This window comes from Bradyrhizobium sp. 186, assembly GCF_023101685.1.
GTDB lineage: Bacteria > Pseudomonadota > Alphaproteobacteria > Rhizobiales > Xanthobacteraceae > Bradyrhizobium.
In genome coordinates this window covers 10,077,536-10,099,762 of the sequence record NZ_CP082164.1, presented here as the reverse complement: position 1 = coordinate 10,099,762, position 22,227 = coordinate 10,077,536, and the positions used below count along the sequence as shown (strand labels likewise).

Here is a 22,227-nt window from a genome sequence, read left to right as displayed (position 1 = left end):
AAAGATTCCGACGGTGCGCGCGCGGATCCTGGAAGCGGCGGAGGACCAGTTTCGCCGCGTCGGTTACCATAAGACGTCGATTGCCGACATCGCCGCCGAACTCGGCATGAGCCCGGCGAACGTTTACCGTTTCTTTCCCTCCAGGGATGCGATCAACCAGTCCATCTGCGGGCGTGTCGTGAACGAGGTTGCTGACATCGCCTTTGCGATCGCACGCACCAACGCGCCGGCCATGGAGAAACTCGGCCAGCTCCTGACCGCCGTTCACCTCCACAACAAGATGACGCTGGTCAAGGCAAAGCCCATGCACGACCTGATCGTCGCCGCCACCCAGGAGGATTGGCCGATCATCAAGGCGCACATCGAGCAGATGGTGACGATCTTCGAGGCGATCATACGCGAGGGCATCGAAGTCGGCGACTTCGAGATCGAAGATGCCGCGGAAGCCGCGCGAGCGGTCAAGTCAGCGTTCATGCCGTTCTTTCATCCGATTCTGATCGAGCACTCCGTTCAACACGGCGAAGATACCGAAGCAAGCCTGCGCGACCAGATTCGCTTTATCCTGAAAGCTCTCGGCAAGTCTGACTAGGCGGTGTGCTGTATTCAGGCCTGACGCATTCGCGCGCCAGGGGAGTAAATCCAGTTACGTCGCCGGTCCATAAGAAAACAGAGGCTCCGCAATAGTGGGTTTAGCGATGTAGCGGACCCCTGCTACTCTTTCTCACTCATTCTTACGCCATCCTGCACAGAGGTCTGAGGCGCAGCGGGCGCACGGATGAGCCAATTGCTAGTAGCGAGGACCGTAGGTACCCACGTGCTGAGATGAAAAACAGCTTGTACATCAATGGGGATTGACTGACACTCTCTCCGCCATATCGCGTCCGAAGAACCAGTAGCCATTGTAGATATTGTGAATGACAAGGCCGGGCTCCAGCACGATCACGTGCGAATCATGGGATTGTGCGCGGGGTCGGTGTATTCCGCAATGTCGAGATCCTTCTGAATGATGCGCCGCGGATCGGAGAGGGAGGGCCAGTGCGCTCCAATCCCGCTGCGATACCGTTATGCCAACTGCGACTAAGCAAGTCCCAAGCCGCCATCGATCGCGACAACCTGGCCCGTTACCCATGTCGAAGCAGGACCGCAAAGTAGCACGATCCATTCTGCTACATCGCCGGGAACGCCGCGTCGGCCAAGCGGAATGCGCGCGCACTCCTGCTCCTTGATCGCAGCAGCCTGTTCCGGGGACAGGCCCATCATGCCGGTCAGCGCGCCGGATTCAGTGGGGCCCGCGGCAACAGCATTCACCCGTACGCCGAGTGGTGCCAGCTCCAGCGCCCAGCAGCGAGTCAGGTGCTCCAAGGCAGCCTTGCTGGCAGCGTAGTACGACAATCCAGCCGCCGGTTTATGACCGAAAGTGCTGGAGACGTTGACAATCGTGCCCCCCACGGCCTTCAGATGAGGAAGAGCAGCGGCGGCGAGCAAACCCGGGCCCAGTACATTGACGGACAGAATATCCGCAATCCGATCAATTGTCGTATCCGCCAGAGGAAGGATTGCGCCTGCGCCCGCGTTGTTGATTAAGGAATCAATCCTGCCCCAGCGATCGACCGCAACGGCGATCGTGCGCTTGGCATCTTCAGCGGAGGCAACATCCGCGACCAGGCCGGCGATGTTCTCGTGCTCGCGGATAATCTCCTCGACAGGACCGGGACGGCGACCGGTGACGAGCACTTTGTTGCCCTGCCTGGCGAAACGCAGCGCCGCCGCGCGTCCGATGCCGGAGGTGCCGCCGGTCACGATAACAACCTTTTCACTGTGCATTTCGATTTCCTTTCCTGGATGCTGTGTTTCGATCGCTACTGCGCGGTCCAGACGCCGTGGACGGAGATCGCAGTGCGTGTGATTTGGTCAGCGGCTGCCGAACACAGGAAGGCGACGATCCCGCCAAGCTGCGCCGGTGAGGCGAAATCGAGCGACGGTTGCTGCTCGGCCAAGAGTTCCTTGGTCGCCTCCGTCTGAGTGATGCCTCATTGGGCCGCGATCTCGCTGATTTGCTTTTCGACTAGGGCGCACACTCGTTAACGCTATGAGTACGCGCCCTAGTTCGGGCCTAATCCAACAAGCGGTCAGTAGTCCCAGAAGACCGGTACCCAGCGAAAGACATCGCCGTCGACCGCCACTCGGCCGACGGACGGGAACGGCATGTGAGTGGCCACCAGCAGCTCGCTGGTCGCCGCCAGCTCCCGCAAAAGACGGACCCGAACGCGGGCCGCCTCCTCGGGGTCATGTTCGAAGCCGTTGTGCCAGTCGGGGTGGTCGAATCCGACTGCGAACACGGCGTCGCCGGCGAACGTCAGCGCGTCGCCGCCGGACGCCAGGCGGACCACGCTGTGTCCGGGGGTGTGGCCGCCGGTACGACGGACGACGACGCCCGGCGCCACCTCGTGCTCCTCATCGAACTGCCGCAAATGACTGCGGTACTCTTTCATGAACCGCTTGGCGGCCGACCGAAGCGCGTCCGGGAAGCCCGGCGGCATGGCGGTGTGGGAGAAATCGGGCGACTCCCAGAATTTGACCTCGGCGGCTGCCACGTGGATCCGCAGGTCCGGACGCAGCCGGTCCTTCACCCCGTCGACGAGCAGCCCGCCAACGTGGTCCATGTGCATGTGGGTCAGTACCACGTCAGTCACGGACGAAAGATCGATGCCGGCGGCCTCCAGTCGCTTGATCAACTGCCCGGCCCGCGGCAAGTGCAAGTCCGGATCGGATCCTAGTCCGGCGTCGATGAGGATGGTCTTGCCGCCGCTACGCACCACGACCACGTTCAGCGCCCAGTCGAACGCGTCCGGCGGTAGGAACATGTCGTTCAGCCAGGCCGCCCGGATGGCCGGGTCGGCGTTGTGTCCCAACATTGTGGTTGGCAGCGGTAGCACCCCATCGCTGACCACCAGTACCTCAATGTCGCCGACCTGCACCGCGTAGCGCGACGGAACCAATTCGTCGGGCCCCGGTCTACCGGGGTGTGAGGTGTTATCGAGTCTCATGTTTGTCTCCTGCTTCATGGTAAAGCCTCCTGGCCGGTCTCGGTTGAGCAGGCCGCGCAGCCAGCGGCGAGCGCGGCCGTCATCGCTTGGGACGTCTAGAGGTTAGTCACATGTTCGGGATCGGCAGACGCCAACGCGGCGGCACGCTCGGCCCGTGGCGGATAGATCCACACGGTGTTGATCTCCTGCTTGGTCTTCTTTGCCACCGCGCCGACCATCTCTACTTTGCGATCCCAGCCGCGCGTGAAAAGCGCGCCGGCTTCGCCGAGGTCGAGACAGGTGACGTATGCCTTCTGGTGATATGGCTTGGTCGGCACTCCCAGGAGCTCGGCGGCGGCGTTGTTACCGGCAAAGGCGCCCATCCGCGTGGCGTGCTGGCACGACATCAGCGCATAGTTGCCGACATCGTCGCTCGCTGCGCGAGCGGCGTCGCCGGTGGCGAAGACGCCAGGCACTGACGGCACGCGCAAATCGCGGTCGACCAGCAGCCGGCCGAAATTGTCGCGTTCGGCGGGGATCTGCGCGGTCAACGGTGCGGCGCGAATGCCGGCCGCCCAGATCACGGTCTCGGTTTCGATGTGTTCGCCATCGGAAAGCGTGACGCCGGATTTGTCCAGCGACGCGACGCCGGCGCCGAGCCGCGTCTCCACGCCGAGCTTGCGCAGGGAATCTTCGATGACCGGGCGGGGGCCTTCGCCCATATCGGGGGCGATCGCTTTGTTCCGATCGACGATGATGACGCGGGTCTTGGCATCCTTGCCGAGGATTTCGCGCAGTCGCGAGGGCATCTCGGTGGCGGCCTCGATGCCGGTGAACCCGCCGCCGGCTACGACGACCGTGTCGCGCCCGTTCACCGCCGGTCGTTTCGCCAAGCTGTGCAGATGCTTGTCGAGGGCGATCGCATCATCGAGTGAGTCGACGCTAAATCCGTGCTCGCTGAGACCGGGAATGCTGGGGCGGAACAGCCGGCTGCCGGTGGCCACGACCAGCCGATCGTAGGAGAGGCTCTTCTTGGCACCCTTGGCGGCGACGATGCCCACTGTGCGGGATTTGGTGTCGATGGTCTCGGCGCTGCCTTGCACGTAGACAACGTCGATCGCCTTGAGCACGTCCAGCAGCGGCGCCGTCAAGGTTTCGGGCTTCGGTTCGTAAAGCCGCGGGCGAACCACCAGCGTCGGCTCTGGTGCAACCAGCGCGATCTCGAGCTCGTCGGGTGAAACGCCCTGGATATCGCGCAGCCGCGCAGCAGAAAGTGCAGCGTACATGCCGGCAAAGCCGGCGCCTATGATGACTAGTCGCATGTGTTCTCTCCTGTGGGTTGGTACTCTCGAAAATCCGCGCGCTACCGCCGCTGCTCCTCATAGGGGGCAGCGGTCGACGACGACGCGAAGAGGTGAAACGAAGTCGCCCGGCTTTTATGGCGGCGACCAGCCCAGCATTGGCATGGCGCGTTCACATGCCGCGCGACAGCCTCTGGAGCTGAGCGGCTGGCCGCGCTGAAAGACGATCGAGTGAGCGGGGTTCGGAGGCCAATACGTGGAGATTGGGACACCGTCCTTGAGCATGATCGAGAGCATCGGACCGGTGCTTTGAGCCGCTTGCGGCGGATTTTCCGTTTCTTCGCTCGTCGTTGAGGTGAAGCGAACCGTCAATGAAAGTCCGTACATGAGGGCGCTTGCGACGATCCTCCGTCGTGATGTGATTGCAGATGGGCCGACGAAGTTCTTCCAGGCCATTGTCTGTCTCCGGTTGGCGTGAGCACCGCGATGATCCTGATCTAGCGGACCAAACCAGTGACTGCCCCAGAGCGATTGCCGTACCTGTCGAGCGATTGCTGCTAACGCGTGCGCCTCCGCCAATCGCTCGGAGTTTCGCCGGTCAGCTTCCTGAACGCCGCGGCGAAGGCGGTTTGGGAGGCGTAGCCAAGCGCCGCCGCGACGGAAACGACCGATGTGTCGGTGTCGCGCAACATGTTCATGGCCTGCTCGAGCCGATGCTGGCGCAGCCAGGCATGCGGCGAAAGCCCGGTGCTTTCCTTGAAGGCGCGGCAGAAGTGGAAGCGCGACAGCCCGGCCTCCGAAGCGAGAGCTGCGAGAGAGACGTCCGCATCACTGTCCGAGCGCAGGCGTTCGATGGCGCGGAGCAGGGCCTTCGGCGCCAGCCCACCCGTGGTCGGCTGGAACGAGGTTGGCGAGCCGCTGTGCGCAGCCAGGACGCGCGTGGCCAGGAGTTCTATCAGCTGATGCCTGAACAGCGAATCCAGAGCCCCATTGCCCTCCAGGGAATCCGCCGCGCTCAAGAGCAGCCGGGACGTAATGGGGTCGGGATGCGCCGTTCGCTCCAGGAGGTCGGTTGGTGTGGCGGTGTCGGCTTCGCGGGCAACGCGCTCGAGCATTGTGTGCGGAAGATAGAGCTGAACGACATCAACGGGTTTCGGAATATCCCATCGGGAGCTTGATCCTTCCGGAATGATGATCACAACTCCGGGACGAAACGTTCCAATCGCAACCGATCTTCCTGACCGCCGCTCCATGCGCTGCATCGAACCGTTGTAAGCCATGATGACGTGATGGGTCATGGGCTCGACGACATCGTGCAATGGTTCATGCTTCCAGTGGGCGATCCCGGCACCGGAGGAATCTAAAGCCATATGAAATGGTGTGGTCCCGAGCACGCGGGCCATCTCCACGTCAGCAGCACGCCCATCGGCAATCGGCACGTTGCTCTGGCGCGTTTCAGACACGGCCTGGGAATTCACTTGCGAAGAATCGCGCAAGATCGGTTTGCTCATGGCGGTTTGCTCGCTTCAGGGGAACCATGCACTCGCGCCGCCGGGCTTGCGGGTTGACGCAAAACTATTGCTTGCTGTCTGCCCATATGCCCGTAAGCGCCCGCGAGTTTTCGGTGCGCGTTCTAGGCGCGTAAAATTACGGGGTCTTTCCTAAAGCGGCCATGCTTTGTCCGATCTTGCTGCGAGCCGCGATCACGCGTCCGTGCGCGACGAAGGTCGCGCTCAACAAAGGTGCATGGTCGCCTTCTGCTGTCGAATTAGGCAGTCGACGGTTGCAAATCCTTGTGTTGAACGGCGCGATCGCGGATGGAGAACAGGGCTGACGCTCTTGGGTTCGGGTTGGTGTCACAAAACTGACACCGTGCGACCTCAAGCAAACAACCGCTCGTTGCGGGCGAGTCTGGACGGCCGTTCGCTGATGTCAGATAATGACCCGCGACCTCGCAAGGCGACGGCCTCGTGGTCCAGCTCCAGCGGATGAGATCGATTCACATGGCACCGGCGGCCGCCTTCGGACAAAGGCTCGGGCAGTTTCTGCATCTGAAGGATGCGCCGCCCTCGCTGATGACGCGTTCGCTGCGCAGCGTCGAGCTTGCGGTCACCGAAACGCGGGATGACAACCCCGTGCCCGGTCTGTCCGGTACGCTGACCCTGGAGGATGCCTTTCTCGTCAGCCTGAAGCTGCACGATTATCCGGACTGCGAGCTCTGGGAGAGCGGCAAGTGCGTCATGAAGGCGGACGTCCGCGCGGGCGCAACCTATCTCTACGATCTCAAGCGCGATCCGCGCTATGTCATCGACAAGCCGTTCCACTCGCTGTTTTTCTATCTGCCGCGCTCGGCGCTCGACGGCATCGCCGAACAGTCCCGCGCGCCGCGCGTGGGTGAGTTGGCCTGTGAGCTCGGCACCGGCCATGACGACGCGGTGATCCGTCATATCGGCGGCTCGCTGATGGAAGGGCTACGCCGGCCGGACGAGACCAACCAGCTCTTCATCGATCACATGATGCTCGCCTTCACCGCACACGTTGCCCAGGCCTATGGCGGAGCGCGCAGCACTGAGCTGGCCCGCGGCGGGCTTGCGCCGTGGCAGGCGAAGCGCGCCTGCGAAAGACTCGAATCCGATCTCGGCGGAAAGCTTTCATTGCAACAGGTCGCGGCCGAGTTCGATCTCTCGGTCAGCCATTTTTCGCGCGCGTTTCGTATCTCCACCGGCCTGCCGCCGCACCAGTGGCTGCTTCGCCAGCGCGTGAAGGCGGCCAAGCAATTGATGAGCGTCCGCGACCTGCCGCTGTCGGAGATTGCGATATCGGCTGGGTTTGCCAATCAGAGCCACTTTACGCGGGTGTTTTCCGAGGTGGTCGGCATCAGCCCGGGCGCCTGGCGCCGCGAGAAGCAGGGCGGATCAGAAAACGAAGCGTAACTCGTTGCCGCTCAGCGGCGGTTCGCCAGGCGAGATCACGTAGGCGGCGCGTGCCGCAAAGATCTCGTCCGGCGGATAACCGATGCCGTCGGCGAGATTGGCCGGATTGAAGACGGAGGGGTCGCATGTTGCGTCCGCTTCGATACCGGTGATCACGATCGTTCCCAGCCGCACCGCTTCACGCCTGTCTTCATCCGTCCATCGGATGGTGACGTCCATCACGGGGTCGCCGGGACGGTCGAGCAGCGCCATCACGCTGAACCGCATATCGCCTGCGGCGATCTGATCTTCGAAGTCGCCGTGCAGGAGGTCGGCAGGCCTCGCCTTGGCCTTGTCCGCGGCCGGAGGGACATCCGCACCGACGGGAACGACCTTGAACTTGATGAACCGTGTCTCGCCTTTCGCGTTTGTTGCGGGAAAGGCATGCACGCCCCAATAGGTCGTGCCGGCAAAGCTTGGGGGCAGCAAATGCGCGGTGGTGTAGTTCGCCTGATGCAACGTTTCGGGGTTGGCCGCGGAGAATGCCCTGACCTTCATCATATCCGGCTTGCCGTTCGGTCCCGGAGCGCGCGCTTTGAGGAAAGCCAGCATCTGGTCGAGCGTCCTTGCGAAATGCACCGGGGCGTTCTGCGTGAGAATGTCCGAGCGGTCGCCATCGCCGCCGAGCCGGAACCAGAAGCCGCGCAGCACGTGCTTGTCGGTGTCCGCGATCCCGGGATTGCCGCCGCTCACCGAAAAGCGCGCCAGCACGCGCGATGGTTTTGTGAAACTGCGGGATCGCGTGATCTCCTTCGCCTGATCCGACGGGGCATAGGTACCGCGCACGCACCGGCCCCCGGCAAAGCTCGCGCGCGCTTTTGACGGATGGCCAGCTACGGCTTTCAGGGCGTCGACGACAGATGCGGGCGTGGCGTGGCCGCTTGGGAATTTTGGCAGGGCGGGACCTTGGGTTCGAACGTTGGTGCACGTTTTTGGGGCAGCGCCGGTCCGGCGTCTTTCCCAAAGCAGTCATGCCTTGTCCGATCCTGCTCCAGGTTTGCCCCCACTCCGCGGGTCCAGGCCCGCCGCCATCGTGATTATATCATTTTTTTGTATAAACGGGAGCCAATTGAGTCCCGGCGCTTGCCGCCGCAGGGTGGCCTTCAACGCGTCGAACGGCGCGGAAATCAAAAGCAATACAAATCAGGCGAGGAGCCCATCCCATGAGTGCCGAGCTGGAAGCGCGCGTGCTGCGCAAGGTCACGCTGCGCATCGTTCCCTTCGTGATGCTGCTCTACTTCATTGCCTTCATCGACCGCGTCAATATTGGCTTCGCGGCCCTGACCATGAACAAGGATCTCGGCTTCTCGCCGACCGTGTTCGGATTTGGCGCGGGGATCTTTTTCCTTGGCTATTTCCTGTTCGAAGTGCCGTCGAACCTCGTCCTCGACAAGGTCGGGGCCCGGATCTGGATCGCGCGGGTGATGATCACCTGGGGCTTGATTTCAGGCGCCATGGCGTTCGTGCAGGGCTCCGCCAGCTTCTACACGCTGCGCTTCTTGCTCGGTGCCGCAGAGGCAGGCTTCTTTCCCGGAATTATCCTTTATCTCAGCTACTGGTTTCCCGCGAGGCAGCGCGCCGCCGTCACCGCGATCTTCATGGCGGCTGCGCCACTTTCAACGGTTCTCGGGTCTCCCGTATCCGGTGCACTGCTGGAGTTGCACGGCGTTCTGGGCCTCAGTGGCTGGCAGTGGATGTTCATCATCGAGGCCATCCCCGCCGTCATTCTCGGCGTCGTCGTGCTGTTCTACATGACCGACCGGCCGGAAAAGGCAAAATGGCTGAGCGATGAAGAACGCCATTGGCTGGTGACGACAATGAATACGGAAGTCGCGGGGAAGGCCGCAACGGCCAGCCACAGCATTTGGCGGGGGCTCGCCGATCTGCGGGTTCTCGCTCTGGCATTGGTCTATTTCGGCACGTCGGCGGGCCTTTACACGCTCGGCATCTGGACGCCGCAAATCATCAAGGAATTCGGTCTGTCGTCGCTGCAGGTCGGGTTCCTCAATGCGCTGCCGGGAGCCGTCGCCATCGTTGCCATGGTCGTTTGGGCACGTCATTCGGATCGCACCGACGAGCGCACGTGGCACGTTGTCGGTGCCTGCATGCTTGCGTCTCTCGGCCTGGTGATGGCCGGATTTGCCGGCACGGTGCTGTCCGTTCTGTTGACGCTGGCGCTGGTCAATATCGGCATCAGTTCGTCGAAGCCGCCGCTCTGGAGCATGCCGACCCTGTTCCTGTCCGGCTCCGCTGCGGCAGCGGGTATCGCCACAATTAACTCGATCGGCAATCTCGGCGGTTTCGTCGGTCCGGCGATGATCGGCTGGATCAAGGATATGACCGGTAGTTTCCAGGGCGGGCTGTTCTTCGTCGCAGCATTGCTGGTCCTGTCCGCCGTCCTCACCCTCGTCCTTGCCCGATCGCAACGTGCGCCCGCGGCGGTCGTTGACCCGATCCCCCAGCGATAATTCCCTCAAACCGGTTCTCATGGAGCATTCAGATGCGTGAATATTCGATCGCAGCCATCCCCGCCGACGGTATCGGCCCCGAAGTCATCGCCGCCGGCACCACGGTGCTGGAAAGCCTCCAGAAGCGAATGGGAGACGTCAAGTTCAACGTCGAAACGTTCGACTGGGGTTCCGCCTATTATCGCAAGCACGGCGTGATGATGCCGGCCGATGGCCTCGCCAAGCTGAAGAAGTTTGACGCGATCTACTTCGGCGCCGTCGGCGCGCCCGACGTTCCTGACCACATTACGCTGTGGGGCTTGCGCCTGCCGATCTGCCAGGGTTTTGACCAATATGCCAACGTCCGGCCGACCAAGATATTGCCTGGGATCACGTCGCCGCTGCGCAACGTCGGCACCGGCGACCTCGACTGGGTGATCGTTCGTGAAAATTCCGAGGGCGAATATGCCGGATGCGGCGGTCGCGTCCATCGCGGACTGCCCGAGGAAGTCGGAACAGAAGTGGCGATCTTCACCCGGGTCGGTGTCCAGCGCATCATGCGCTATGCGTTCAAGCTGGCGCTGTCGCGGCCGCGCAAGCTCCTCACCGTCGTCACCAAGTCGAACGCCCAGCGCCATGGCATGGTGATGTGGGACGAGATCGCCGACGAGGTCTCGAGGGAATTTCCCGACGTCACCTGGGACAAGATGCTGGTCGATGCGATGACGGTCAGGATGACGCTCAAGCCGCAGAGTCTCGACACCATCGTCGCGACCAATCTTCACGCCGACATCCTGTCCGATCTTGCCGGCGCGCTGGCTGGCAGTCTCGGCGTGGCGCCGACCGCCAATATCGACCCGGAGCGCCGCTTTCCGTCCATGTTCGAACCAATCCATGGTTCGGCGTTCGACATCACCGGCAAGGGCATTGCCAATCCGGTCGCAAGCTTCTGGACCGCGTCGCAGATGCTCGATCATCTCGGCGAGGCGGACGCCTCGGCGCGGTTGATGCGCGCCGTGGAAAAAGTCACCGGCGCCGGGATCACGACGCCTGACGTGGGCGGTACGGCAACCACCAAGGACGTTACGGACGCCGTGGTGGAGGCCATCCACAGTTCCAATATCTGACGGTCCGTCACCGCTGGAGTGGACCGACACTGCGGCGCGGGCCGCGCTTCGGGCGATCTTCGACGCTGCGGTTGCCAGCACCGATCCCGGCGCGGCGGTGCTCAGCTTCGCCATCAATATGACTGGCGAGGCGGGCGTTTTCGCGTTTGCAGGCGACAGCGACGGTATCGACGGAACCGAAGATGCCGCCGGCGCGTTCGTCACGCCGGAGACCCTTGCGCGGGCCCGCACGGCAAATCTTGATCCCCGGACCTTCCTTGCCGCGCACGACAGCTATAGTTTCTTTGCCGGGATCGGCGATTTGATTCGTACCGGTCCGACCGGCACCAACGTCAACGACATCAGAGCCGTTCTGATCACTCAAAGGCGGCCGACAGGCCGAATAGACCATGCGCCGCAATCGTCGAGCCAAAATCGTTGCTACCGTCGGTCCGGCAAGCGGATCGCCCGAAATGCTGGAAGCGCTCTTCCTTGCCGGCGTCGACACATTTCGGCTGAACTTCAGCCACGGCACGCATGAGGACCACGCCAAGGTGCACGCGGCCATACGCGCGCTGGAGACGCGGGTTGGCCGGCCGATCGGTATCTTGCAGGATTTGCAGGGGCCGAAAATCCGGGTCGGAACCATCAAGGACGGAAAGATCGCTGTCGCCGCCGGCGAGAATGTGCGCTTTGTCTTGTCGGGATCCGATGGCGACAGGATGTCGATCCCGCTGCCCCACCCGGAGATCTTCGACGCGGTTGCGCCGGGCGATGATCTGCTGATTGACGACGGGCGGGTCCGCGTTCGCGTCACCGGGCTGGCTGCCGATGCAATCGATGCGAAAATCATCTTTGGCGGCGTCATCTCGAACCGCAAGGGCGTGAACGTCCCCACCGCCGTTTTGAATCTATCCCCACTAACCGCGAAGGATCGAGCCGATCTCGAATTCGGCCTGAAGCTAGGGGTCGATTGGGTGGCGCTTTCGTTCGTTCAGAAGCCCGGAGATGTCATCGAGGCGCGCGGCATCATCGGCAATCGCGCCGGGATTATGACGAAGGTCGAAAAGCCCGCTGCGCTCGAACACATCGATGACATCGTCCGGCTCTCCGACGCGGTCATGGTCGCCCGTGGCGATCTGGGCGTGGAGATTCCACACCAGGATGTGCCCGGTCGCCAGAAGGAGTTGATCAGGTCCTGCCGTCTGCTCGGAAAACCCGTGATCGTCGCAACCCAGATGCTCGACTCGATGGTCGCTGCGCCCACTCCCACCCGCGCCGAAGCCTCCGATGTCGCCACCGCGATCTATGACGGCGCCGATGCCGTCATGCTGTCGGCGGAATCCGCGACCGGCCAGTACCCCCGCGAGGCGGTTGCCATGATGAGTCGCATTATCGAGAGCACGGAGCGGCACAAGATGTATCGCTCCATCATCAATGCCTCCGAACCAGGTGAGGAAGAAACCGCGCCCCACGCCGTCGCTGCGGCGGCCGCTGATCTCGCCGCGGCTCTTCATGCGTCGGCCATTGTCGCGTTCACGTCGAGCGGGACGACGGCGGCCCGCATCGCCCGCAAACGACCGCAGGTCTCGATCCTGGCGGTTACGCCGGATCAACGGGTGTCGCGGCAGCTTTGTCTTTTGTGGGGCGCGCACAGTGTTCTGTCCGCGGACGTCAATTCTTACGAGGAAATGGTCGATCGCGCGACAAGGACGGCGCTCACCGAGGAGTTCGCGCAGCGGACGGACTCCATCGTGGTGGTAGCTGGCGTGCCGTTTGGCGAAGCGGGCACCACGAATAATCTTCGGGTGGTTCAGATCGGCTAGAGCATCATCCGGAAAAGTGCGAAGCGGTTTTCCGAAAAGATGATGCTCAAACAACAACTTAAAGCGCGATGATGATTCCTCCTCATCTCATCGCGCTTTAGGCGGCGCCAAGTTCGCCGCCATCGGCCGGAAACTTAGGCGACACGCGCGTGCTTTTGGGGTCGCGTGTTGAAGCTAGGCGGCAGCACTAGCACTGCCGGTTCAAATTTGCATCGCCAATGCGAACTGCCATGCTACTCGCAAGAAAGAGGGCCGCGGCAGCTTTAGCGAAGGAGGGCGAATCGATTTTTTCCCGTCTCCTCCGCCATCAGCTTCCCCCAACCAACCTCCACCTCCCATCTCCCGCGCGTTTCAGCGCGGGATCGCTCACCCGCACATGCTCCGCCAGAAAATCGATGAACGCGCGGACGCGCGCGGGCAGCGGCGCGGTGTGGCCGACATAGACGGCGTGGATGTCTTCGCGGTCGCCGGGGTTGTAGCTTTGCAGAACCGGCACGAGGCGGCCGGCTTCGATGTCGGGGCCGATGTGGAAGAGGGCGAGGCGGGCGAGGCCGACGCCGCCGAGCGTGAGGCGCCGGGCGGCTTCGCCGTCGCTGGCGCGGGCGGCCGGCGGCGGCACGGCTTCCTCGGTGCGGTCGCCGCGCTTGAACGGCCAGGCGCGGATCGAGCGCGGAAAGGTCCAGCCGATGCCGCGGTGATCCGCGAGATCATCAGGCGTCTTCGGCGTGCCGAAGCGTGCGAGATAATCCGGCGCACCGACCACGACCATGCGGCTGGTGCCGAGTTTTCGCGCGACAAGACGTGACGCCCGCAGAGGTCCGACGCGGATCGCGACATCGGCGCGCTCCTGCATCAGGTCGATCAGCGTGTCGGTCAGCACGAGATCGAGCGTGACGTTGGGATGCATTTCCAGGAAGCGCGGGATCAGCGGCATCACGTGCAGCATGCCGAAGGGAATATTGCTGTTGACGGCGAGGCGCCCGCGCGGCGCAGCGCCTGAAGCGGCCTCGCGCTCGGCCTCCTCCATCTCGGCGAGGATGCGCACGGCGCGCTGGTAGAAGGCCTGGCCTTCTTCCGTCAGCGTGAGCTTGCGCGTGGTGCGGTTGATCAGCCGCGTGCCGAGGCGCGTCTCCAGCCGCGAGATCAGTTTGCTGACGCCCGACGGCGTCAGGCGCAGTTTTCGCGCGGCCTGGGTGAAGCCGCCGAGATCAACGACGCGGACAAAGACTTCCATCTCGGCGGAGCGGTTGGTGTCGAAACGGGCCATGTTGAATTCACGTCACAAATGATTGGATTGCGGACATTCTAATGGTTTTGCTGCGGTGCGGCTATTTGCGTGGCTCGTCCCTCGCATCGGAGCCACGCATGCCTCCCGCCGTCCTCGCGCTCACCGCCGGTGCCTTCGGCATCGGCACCACCGAATTCATCATCATGGGCCTGCTGCTTCAGGTCGCCGCCGACATGCACGTCTCCGTGCCGATCGCTGGCCTGCTGATCTCCGGCTACGCGCTCGGCGTGTTCGTCGGTGCTCCCGTCCTGACCCTGGCCACGCGACGGCTACCGCGCAAAACCGTGCTGCTGGCGCTGATGGCGATCTTCACGCTGGGCAATGCGGCTTGCGCGCTGGCGCCGAACTACGAATTGCTGATGGCGGCCCGCGTGCTGACCTCGCTCGCCCACGGCACCTTCTTCGGCGTCGGTTCGGTGGTGGCGACCAGCCTGGTTGCCGAAGACAAGCGCGCCTCTGCCATATCGACCATGTTCATTGGTCTCACGGTCGCGACGCTGCTCGGCGTGCCCTTCGGCGCCTGGTTCGGCCTGATGCTCGGCTGGCGCGCGGCATTCTGGGCGGTGACGGCGATCGGCGTGATCGCCTTTGCGGTGGTGGCGGCGCTGGTGCCCGGCCATGTCGGCAATGGCGACAAGCCGATCTCGCTCGCCGAGGAAGTCTCCGTGCTCGGGCGTCCGCAGGTGCTGTTCGGCCTTGCCATGACCGTGTTCGGCTTCGCCGGCCTGTTCGCCGTCTTTACCTATATCCAGCCGATCCTGACGCGCTTCACCGGCTTTTCGGAAGCCGCGGTCTCGCCGATCCTGCTGGTGTTCGGTGTCGGGCTTGCGATCGGCAACGTCGCCGGAGGCAAGCTCGCCGATCGTGGTCTGGCGCGCGCCCTGATCGGAACGCTCGCCGCGCTCGCCATCGTGCTCGTGGGGCTGGCCGCCGTGCTGTCGATCAAGACCCTTGCCGTCGCGCTGATCCTGCTGCTCGGCATCGCCGCCTTCGCAACCGTCGCGCCGCTTCAGCTGCGCGTGCTGGAGGCGGCCGGCCCCAGCGGCCGCACGCTGGCCTCGAGCCTCAACATCGCCGCCTTCAATCTCGGCAACGCACTTGGCGCCTGGGCCGGCGGGGTCAGTATCGATCGCGGTCTCGGCCTTTCCGCGCTGCCGCTGGTCGCAGCCGGGATCACGGCGATCGGGCTCGCTCTCGCGCTGTGGAGTTTCCGGCTCGACCGCGCGCAGGCCGCAGTCGCGGCGTGCCCGGCGGAATAGGAAGCTCACGATCATGGAGTACCGTAATCTCGGCGCCTCCGGCCTCAGAGTGCCAGTGCTGAGCTTCGGCACCGGCACCTTCGGCGGACAGGGACCGCTGTTCTCGGCCTGGGGCCGCAGCGGCGCGGACGAGGCGCGCAGGCTCGTCGACATCTGCCTCGAGGCCGGCGTCAATCTGTTCGACAGCGCCGACGTCTATTCGAGCGGCGGGTCCGAGGAGATTCTCGGCGCCGCGATCAAGGGTCGCCGCGACAAGGTGCTGATCTCCACCAAGATGAGCCTGCCAATGGGCGACGGCCCGCTCGATGCCGGCTCGTCGCGGCATCGCTTGCTCAATTCGGTCGAAGCCGCGTTGCACCGGCTCGGCACCGACTATCTCGACCTGCTCCAGCTCCATGCCTTCGACGCTTTCACGCCGGTCGAGGAGGTGCTGTCGACGCTGGATACGCTCGTACGTGCGGGCACGCTGCGCTATGTCGGCGTCTCCAATTTCGCCGGCTGGCAGCTGATGAAGTCGCTCGCGATGGCGGACCGGCGCGCTTGGCCCCGCTATGTCGCGCATCAGGTCTACTACTCGTTGCTCGGCCGCGACTATGAGTGGGAGCTGATGCCGCTCGCACGCGACCAGGGCGTCGGCGCGCTGGTCTGGAGTCCGCTCGGCTGGGGCCGGCTCACTGGAAATATCCGGCGCGGTCAGCCGCTGCCGCAAAACAGCCGCCTGCACGCCACCGCACAGTTCGGTCCGCTCGTGGACGAACAGCGGCTCTATGCCATCGTCGACGTGCTGGACGCGATCGTCGTGGAGACCGGCCGCACGGTGCCGCAGGTTGCGATCGCCTGGTTGCTGTCCCGTCCCACGGTCTCCTCCGTGATCATCGGCGCCCGCGACGAGGCGCAGTTGCGCGATAATCTCGGCGCGGTCGGCTGGTCGCTGAGCGCGGATCAGATCAAGCGTCTCGACGAGGTCAGCGCGGTGATGCCGCCCTATCCCTATTATCCCTATCGCATCCAGGAAGGTTTTACGCGGCTGAACCCGCCGGCGGTGTGACAAACGACTAGTCTAATAGAAAGCGGCGATCGCCGCAGCCATTCCCTGCGGAAGATTTGGCTCGCTCTTCAGCGTTTCCAGAAAGACGCGATCGCCGGCCACCGTGAGAGCGTCGAGCTTGATCGGATGCAACGGCTCGGCGGCGGCCGCCACGGCGCGCAAATCGGGACCGGTGCGGGTGCCGTTGTATTCGAGCTGCGGGCGCAATTCGACGTTGTTGCCGAATTGCTCATCGAGCGCGAGACGCCAGCCGGTTCGTGACGCCGTTCCGCTGGCGATCGCCTCCGTCATGGCGAGGCTATGCTGCTGCATTGTGCCGAGCTTGCCGAGTGCGGCGCTCAAGCGCGCCGTCGCCTCCGCCAGCGTGATCTTCTCGATTCCCGGATCCTGGTCGGGCGAGCTGAAATCGATCACCCGTGCGGCTCTGCCAATTTTGAAGGCCTCGCCGCTTCCTCCCGCCTGTTGCATGGCCTTGTTCGAACCGTAGCGCGGTCGTCCGCCGATGGTGACCAGGACGATATCCTGCTCGCGCGAACTGATCAGATGGCCGTAGGGATCGCCACCGCTCCCTTTGACGACCAGAAGGTCGGCGAACTTGCCCTGGGCGATCGTTCCCAGCTTGCCATCCCATTTCAGAATTGCGGCCGGATTCCGCGTCGCCATCGTGACGATCTCGTAATCGCTGAATCCGAGGCCGAAATGCGCCGTCACGACCTTCGCCGCCTTCAGTTCTCCCAACAGATTTTTGCTGCCGGACGGCGACCAATCCGAGCCGAGCGCGATGGTGAGGCCGGCCGTGCGCGCGGCGACGACGTCGGTGGTTTTCCCATAGAGCAGCAGATTGCTCAGCGGAGACCAGACGACCTTGGCCTGGTGCTGAGCCATCGTGCCGAAGTCGGTTGCATCGAGCGCCGTGCAATGAATGCCGGCCAGGGACGGCTCGAGCGCCCATTGGCCCGCCGAATTGCGCAACGCGAGGAAGTGACTATGCGCCTTGACGTCGATCCCTTCGCTGAGATGGAGCAGGAAGCAGGCCGACGATTTGAGCTCGTTGTCGAACTTCAACCAGTCCTCGGCGTCGATATCGGGAATCTTCGAGTGCGCTCGCGGCAGATCCGGAGGGCTGCCGATCTCGGTGGCGCGCAAGGCCCCCTTGTAGTATTTGTGGATCGTTCCGCTCCAGTTCGAAAGCGTGATCCCCTGGCTCGTCGTCGTTCCCGCGACCAGGCATTTGGCTTCGACATAACGAACCAGCGCCGGCAGCAGTGAGCCGTCGTCGGCAAGAGCAATCGCGCTCATGGGGCCGGTCACGGACGTCCTGTACGATTTGGCATTCTGCCACTGGTCGCGATTGCCAAAAAGCTGCGGCACGCGCCAGAGCGGCAGGATGTTGTAACTCAAATGGTTGTGCAGCTCGATCAGGCCGGGGTAGATGGTGCCGCCGGTCTTCATTGCCTGAACGGCCTCGAAGCCCGCTAGAGCCGGCTGTCCCTTGGGTGTAATTCCAGCGATGCGATTGTCCTCGATGAAGATCGTTCCATTCTCGATGACGTCGCCCTCGGCAGACATCGTCACGACCCGCCCGGTCAGCGCCCATCGCGTCGGGCCTGCGGCCGGACTCATGGGATCACCCCATTGGGGATGGTGATCGTGATCGTGCGCCGCTTGGTTGCCGCATCAGCGCCTTGGCGCACAGCCCATGCCGCATCTCCGCGCATCCAGTCCGGCAGTCCCGCCGGAAAGTCCTTTGCAATGATGTCGACGAGCTCGGAAGGCTTGAAGGCGTCGCCATACGGCACGAGCGGCGTCTGGACGTCGGGGTGCTCGATCTGCGGCGCAAGAGCGGCGAGAGCGGCATTCCACTTGGTCAGCATGACCTTGGTATTGGCCGCCTGCGTGGCGGAATCATGGGCGGAGCTTTCCGGCCAGGTCGGATGAGTGATGTGCTGATACGCGAGGGTCTTGTAGGCCGCCCCATCGGGAGTTTTGAGCCAGGCTATCCAGGCTTGATCCGCGAGGCCGCCAAGCGAGATGACGGCCTCGATGTTGCCAAGCCCGAGCAAGGCCTTGAACCATTTGTTGCGATAATCGACGATGCCGGGATCGTTCTGGTGTTTTGCGCCGCCGCTCTGTCCGTAAACGCTGTACAGGAACGTGTTCACCAAGACGTAGCTCTGCGTGATGCCGAGCTTGGCCAAAAAGCCCTGGGTGCGGCGGCCCGCGGTGCCGACGAGAATTCTTCGCACCACCGTTTCGTGCTGGGCCGGATCCTGACCGACCACGAGCACGCGCGCCGATCCGTCGAGCCGGCCGCGGTGGAAGATCGGTCCCCATTCAATCCGGAAATCGTGTGGATCATAGGTCTCGGCGCCCGGGTAGTTGGCGCACAGATCGCGAAACGGTTGTTCGCCGTACCCGCTGTCGAATTCTACGAGCATGGAAGAATTCCAATCTGCTGGTGTAGAAACAGCTGCGACAAAAAAGCTTGGCGATCGCGTGACAATCTAAGCGATAGATCGCCACAACGTTCAACCATGCTATTGGTCAGGCGAGACGACCCCAAGGTTCAAGAAGCCCAAGGGGGCGCGACAACGCGCCATGCAGAAAAGCGCCTATACACGGTCACGTGACCTCCATAACGTCCGCGGCGCAATTTCAGGAGAATGCGACGTGGCGAAGAAGACGACGACCAAGAAGAAAGGCGCCGCAAAGAAAGCAGTGAAGACATCGGGCAAGAAGGGCACCGCCCGTAAGGGCGTCGTTACGAAGACGGTCAAGAACACTGCAGAGCAGGGCGCACCGCGCAAATCCGCCACGGCGCGTCGCCCCAAGGGACCAGCCTGGCAATGGTCGGCGGTGGAGACCGCGGCTGCGATCCGCGCCGGCGCAATCTCCGCGGTCGAGACCGTCGAGGCGCATCTCGAGCGGATGCGCGCGGTCAATCCCAAACTGAACGCGGTCGTCGTCGATCTCAGCGAAGAAGCGTTGAAGGCCGCGCATGCCGCCGACAAGCAGCGCGCCAAGGGCGGCGAGCTTGGTCTTCTGCACGGCGTTCCGATCACCATCAAGGAGAATGTCGACTATGAGGGCCGGCCCAACTTCAACGGCGTTCTCGCCAACAAGGACCTGGTCGCGCCGTCGGATTCGCCGGTGGTGCGCAACCTGAAGAAGGCTGGTGCGATCGTCATAGGCCTCACCAACACGCCGGAATTCTCCTTCCGCGGCTTTACCGACAATCCCCTGCACGGGCTGACGCTCAATCCCTGGGATCCGAACATCACTTGCGGCGGCTCCTCGGGCGGCGCGGGCTCGGCGGTCGCCTCCGGAATCGGCACCATCGCGCATGGCAACGACATCGGCGGCTCGCTGCGCTGGCCGGCGCATTGCAATGGCGTCGCCACCATCAAGCCGACGCAGGGCCGCATCCCCGCCTTCAACCAAAGCGCAACCGCCGAGCGGCCGATGCTGGCGCATCTGATGTCGGCGCAGGGGCCGCTCGCCCGTCACGTCGGCGACGTTCGCCTCGCGCTGGAGGTGATGAGCCAGCGCGATCCGCGCGACCCCTGGTGGGTGCCGGCGCCACTGGTGGGACCGAAGCCGAAGGGGCCGATCAAGGTCGCGCTCGCCAAGATCCCTGAAGACATGGATGTCGATCCGCAGATCGCGGCGGCGTTGCGCCAGGCCGCCGATCATCTCGAACGTTCCGGCTATCGTGTCAGCGAGGTCGATGTGCCCGATATCAACGGCGCCTGGCAGACCTGGTGCGACATCATCACCAACGAGACGGTGGTGATGCAGGAGGCCAGCATGCTGAAGGTCACTTCGGAGGACTTCCACAAGGCGTGGAATGGCATGAAGACCAAGGCCAATGTGCTCGATCTTCCCGCCTGGATGCGCGCCACCGCCGCGCGCAACGGCCATATCCGCGCCTGGCAATTGTTCTTCGAGGACTACCCGGTGGTGCTGGCGCCGACTACGGTGAAGCCGACGCCGGGGCCGCGCGACGACACCGTTAGCGCCGAGCGCGTGAAGGAGATCTTCTGGGGCGAGATCCGCTTCATCTCCGCGATCAACGTGCTGGGCCTGCCCGGCGCCGTGGTGCCGGTGGCGCTGCACGACGGCAAGCCGATCGGCGTGCAGCTCATCGCCGGACGCTATCGCGAGGACCTCGCGCTCGATGCGGCGGCCGCGATCGAGAAGCGCGCCGGCGTGCTCTCTCATCGTCTGTGGGAGACGATGGCCTGAGCCCTCGCAAACTATCGCCGCGTTGACGGTGCCACCCTCGCCCCTTGTGGGAGAGGGTGGCTCGCCGCGGAGCGGCGAGTCGGGTGAGGGGGTGCATCCGCGAGCGATTGTCTTGCATTCGACTTCGCGGGTGCAACCCCTCATCCGTCGCGCTTTGCGCGACACCTTCTCCCACAAGGGGAGAAGGGACAAGCTCCTGTATGCTGCGCCAGACGTCCCGAATTCATTAACCCAATTTGACTCAAATTTTAGCCAATTCATCAACAATCGTTAGGGTTACTTCCTCGATCTCTAGACGAATTATTGCTCGCTTTACCACCCGCCTCTAACACGAGGACGGCGGACAACGCACATCCTCATTCAGGCCAATAAGTGCGGCCCGCCCCACGCGGAGGTGGACGATGCGCAACGAGACGATCGCTATTCACGCCGGCTACGAACCCGAAGCCACCACGCACGCGGTCGCCGTGCCGATCTACCAGACCGTGGCCTATGCCTTCGACAGCGCCGATCATGGCGCAGCCCTGTTCAATCTCGAGACCGAAGGCTTTCGCTACAGCCGCATCGCCAATCCGACCAGCGCAGTGCTGGAGAAGCGCATCAGCCAGCTCGAAGGCGGCGTCGGCGCGCTGGCGGTCGCGACTGGACAGGCCGCACTGCATTTCGCTTTCGTCAACGTCGCCGACCACGGCGGCAACATCGTTTCGGTGCCGCAGCTCTACGGCACCACGCACACGCTGCTCTCCCACATTCTGCCGCGCCAGGGCATCACGGGCCGCTTCGCCGAGAGCGACAAGCCCGAGGCCATCGAGAGGCTCATCGACGAGAATACCCGCGCGGTGTTCGCCGAGACCATCGGCAATCCCGCCGGCAATGTCTGCGACATCGAGGCGCTCGCCAAAATCGCGCATGCGCATGGCGTGCCGCTGATCGTCGACAACACCGTCGCGACCCCGATCCTGCTCAAGCCGTTCGATTACGGCGCCGACATCGCCGTGCATTCGCTGACCAAGTTCCTGGGCGGCCACGGCACTACGCTCGGCGGTGCCATCGTCGATTCCGGAAATTTCCCGTGGGCCAAGCACGCCGATCGCTTCCCCGGCTACAACAAGCCGGACGCCTCCTATCACGGCCTCGTCTATGCCGAGCGCTTCGGCAAGACCGCCTATATCGAGCGCGCGCGCAGCATCTATCAGCGCACCATGGGCTCGGTGCTGTCGCCGTTCAACGCCTTCCTGCTGCTCCAGGGCATCGAGACTGTGGCGCTGCGCATGGAGCGTCACGTCGAGAACGCCCGCAAGGTCGCCGAATTCTTGCGCGCCGATCCGCGCGTGGCCTGGGTCAACTACACCGGTTTCCCGGACAGTCCCTATTATCCGCTGGTGCAGAAATATCTCGACGGCAACGCCTCGTCGCTGTTCACCTTCGGCATCAAGGGCGGGATGGAGGCCGGCAAGACCTTCTATGACGCGCTGAAGCTGATCACGCGTCTGGTCAATATCGGCGATGCCAAGTCGCTGGCCTGCCATCCGGCCTCGACCACGCACCGGCAGATGTCGGCGGAGCAGCAGCGTGTCGCCGGCGTGCTGCCGGAGACGATCCGCCTCTCGATCGGCATCGAGCATGCCGCAGATATTATCGAGGACATCGACCAGGCGCTGGAAAAGGCCTGCCCGTCGGCGCGCCTCCAGGCCGCGGAGTAAGCGGCG

18 protein-coding genes and 2 pseudogenes are annotated in these 22,227 nt (G+C 63.6%); 10 read left to right on the top strand and 10 right to left on the bottom strand.

The window, feature by feature from the left end:
* The first annotated feature begins 13 nt into the window (after positions 1 to 13).
* Complete coding sequence (locus IVB18_RS48285; protein ID WP_247987056.1) at positions 14 to 589, top strand: TetR family transcriptional regulator; 576 nt, start codon at positions 14 to 16, stop codon at positions 587 to 589.
* 288 nt (positions 590 to 877) lie between these two features.
* Here IVB18_RS48285 and IVB18_RS48280 read toward each other — a convergent pair.
* From IVB18_RS48280 to IVB18_RS48255, 6 genes and pseudogenes are all read right to left on the bottom strand, one after another.
* Positions 878 to 1,059: pseudogene (locus IVB18_RS48280) on the bottom strand (AhpC/TSA family protein); the annotation flags it as partial.
* A gap of 18 nt (positions 1,060 to 1,077) precedes the next feature.
* Complete coding sequence (locus IVB18_RS48275) at positions 1,078 to 1,824, bottom strand: SDR family oxidoreductase (RefSeq protein WP_247987055.1); 747 nt, start codon at positions 1,822 to 1,824, stop codon at positions 1,078 to 1,080.
* A 305-nt stretch (positions 1,825 to 2,129) separates the two neighbouring features.
* A complete protein-coding gene (locus tag IVB18_RS48270; protein WP_247987054.1) occupies positions 2,130 to 3,065 on the bottom strand; it encodes an MBL fold metallo-hydrolase in 936 nt (311 codons plus the stop codon).
* Between the two features lie 77 nt (positions 3,066 to 3,142).
* The gene (locus IVB18_RS48265; protein WP_247987053.1) at positions 3,143 to 4,348 is read right to left on the bottom strand and encodes an NAD(P)/FAD-dependent oxidoreductase; all 1,206 of its coding nucleotides are present in this window, start codon (positions 4,346 to 4,348) and stop codon (positions 3,143 to 3,145) included.
* A 114-nt stretch (positions 4,349 to 4,462) separates the two neighbouring features.
* Positions 4,463 to 4,783 carry a hypothetical protein gene (locus IVB18_RS48260; protein WP_247987052.1) on the bottom strand — a complete coding sequence of 107 codons (321 nt, stop codon included), beginning with the start codon at positions 4,781 to 4,783 and terminating at the stop codon, positions 4,463 to 4,465.
* A 101-nt stretch (positions 4,784 to 4,884) separates the two neighbouring features.
* Complete coding sequence (locus tag IVB18_RS48255; protein WP_247987051.1) at positions 4,885 to 5,838, bottom strand: AraC family transcriptional regulator; 954 nt, start codon at positions 5,836 to 5,838, stop codon at positions 4,885 to 4,887.
* Between the two features lie 492 nt (positions 5,839 to 6,330).
* On the opposite strand from IVB18_RS48255, the gene IVB18_RS48250 reads away from it, so the two are divergent.
* Entirely contained in the window at positions 6,331 to 7,260 is a 930-nt protein-coding gene (locus IVB18_RS48250) for an AraC family transcriptional regulator (RefSeq protein ID WP_247987050.1), read from the top strand.
* Here the strand turns inward: IVB18_RS48250 and IVB18_RS48245 are convergent.
* Positions 7,243 to 8,196: a catalase gene (locus IVB18_RS48245; RefSeq protein WP_247991909.1), complete on the bottom strand. Its 954-nt coding sequence runs from the start codon at positions 8,194 to 8,196 to the stop codon at positions 7,243 to 7,245. The genes IVB18_RS48250 and IVB18_RS48245 overlap by 18 nt on opposite strands.
* Before the next feature lie 266 nt (positions 8,197 to 8,462).
* On the opposite strand from IVB18_RS48245, the gene IVB18_RS48240 reads away from it, so the two are divergent.
* The 4 genes and pseudogenes from IVB18_RS48240 to pyk all read left to right on the top strand — a co-directional run bounded on the left by IVB18_RS48240 (position 8,463) and on the right by pyk (position 12,678).
* Positions 8,463 to 9,767: an MFS transporter gene (locus tag IVB18_RS48240; protein WP_247987049.1), complete on the top strand. Its 1,305-nt coding sequence runs from the start codon at positions 8,463 to 8,465 to the stop codon at positions 9,765 to 9,767.
* Positions 9,768 to 9,799: 32 nt separating this feature from the next.
* Complete coding sequence (locus IVB18_RS48235; protein ID WP_247987048.1) at positions 9,800 to 10,873, top strand: tartrate dehydrogenase; 1,074 nt, start codon at positions 9,800 to 9,802, stop codon at positions 10,871 to 10,873.
* A 97-nt stretch (positions 10,874 to 10,970) separates the two neighbouring features.
* Positions 10,971 to 11,231: pseudogene (locus IVB18_RS48230) on the top strand (MOFRL family protein); the annotation flags it as partial.
* Positions 11,232 to 11,262: 31 nt separating this feature from the next.
* Positions 11,263 to 12,678, top strand: coding sequence for a pyruvate kinase (pyk, locus tag IVB18_RS48225; RefSeq protein ID WP_247987047.1), 1,416 nt, complete (start codon positions 11,263 to 11,265; stop codon positions 12,676 to 12,678).
* A gap of 307 nt (positions 12,679 to 12,985) precedes the next feature.
* On the opposite strand, the gene IVB18_RS48220 is transcribed toward pyk, so the two are convergent.
* Positions 12,986 to 13,945: a LysR family transcriptional regulator gene (locus IVB18_RS48220; protein ID WP_247987046.1), complete on the bottom strand. Its 960-nt coding sequence runs from the start codon at positions 13,943 to 13,945 to the stop codon at positions 12,986 to 12,988.
* A 98-nt stretch (positions 13,946 to 14,043) separates the two neighbouring features.
* On the opposite strand from IVB18_RS48220, the gene IVB18_RS48215 reads away from it, so the two are divergent.
* Together IVB18_RS48215 and IVB18_RS48210 are read left to right on the top strand one after the other, a co-directional pair.
* The gene (locus IVB18_RS48215) at positions 14,044 to 15,225 is read left to right on the top strand and encodes an MFS transporter (RefSeq protein ID WP_247987045.1); all 1,182 of its coding nucleotides are present in this window, start codon (positions 14,044 to 14,046) and stop codon (positions 15,223 to 15,225) included.
* A 13-nt stretch (positions 15,226 to 15,238) separates the two neighbouring features.
* Positions 15,239 to 16,273, top strand: a complete 1,035-nt coding sequence (locus IVB18_RS48210; RefSeq protein WP_247987044.1) for an aldo/keto reductase — start codon at positions 15,239 to 15,241, stop codon at positions 16,271 to 16,273.
* Between the two features lie 12 nt (positions 16,274 to 16,285).
* On the opposite strand, the gene IVB18_RS48205 is transcribed toward IVB18_RS48210, so the two are convergent.
* Together IVB18_RS48205 and IVB18_RS48200 are read right to left on the bottom strand one after the other, a co-directional pair.
* Positions 16,286 to 17,896: an amidohydrolase family protein gene (locus tag IVB18_RS48205; RefSeq protein ID WP_247987043.1), complete on the bottom strand. Its 1,611-nt coding sequence runs from the start codon at positions 17,894 to 17,896 to the stop codon at positions 16,286 to 16,288.
* Entirely contained in the window at positions 17,893 to 18,711 is an 819-nt protein-coding gene (locus tag IVB18_RS48200; protein ID WP_247987042.1) for a uracil-DNA glycosylase, read from the bottom strand. The genes IVB18_RS48205 and IVB18_RS48200 overlap by 4 nt, the downstream gene beginning before the upstream one ends.
* Before the next feature lie 232 nt (positions 18,712 to 18,943).
* Here IVB18_RS48200 and IVB18_RS48195 point away from each other — a divergent pair, with 232 nt between their 5' ends.
* Both IVB18_RS48195 and IVB18_RS48190 read left to right on the top strand, forming a co-directional pair.
* On the top strand, positions 18,944 to 20,518 hold the full coding sequence (locus IVB18_RS48195; RefSeq protein ID WP_247987041.1) for an amidase family protein: 1,575 nt from the start codon (positions 18,944 to 18,946) through the stop codon (positions 20,516 to 20,518).
* A 401-nt stretch (positions 20,519 to 20,919) separates the two neighbouring features.
* Positions 20,920 to 22,221, top strand: a complete 1,302-nt coding sequence (locus tag IVB18_RS48190; RefSeq protein ID WP_247987040.1) for an O-acetylhomoserine aminocarboxypropyltransferase/cysteine synthase family protein — start codon at positions 20,920 to 20,922, stop codon at positions 22,219 to 22,221.
* Positions 22,222 to 22,227 lie beyond the last annotated feature (6 nt).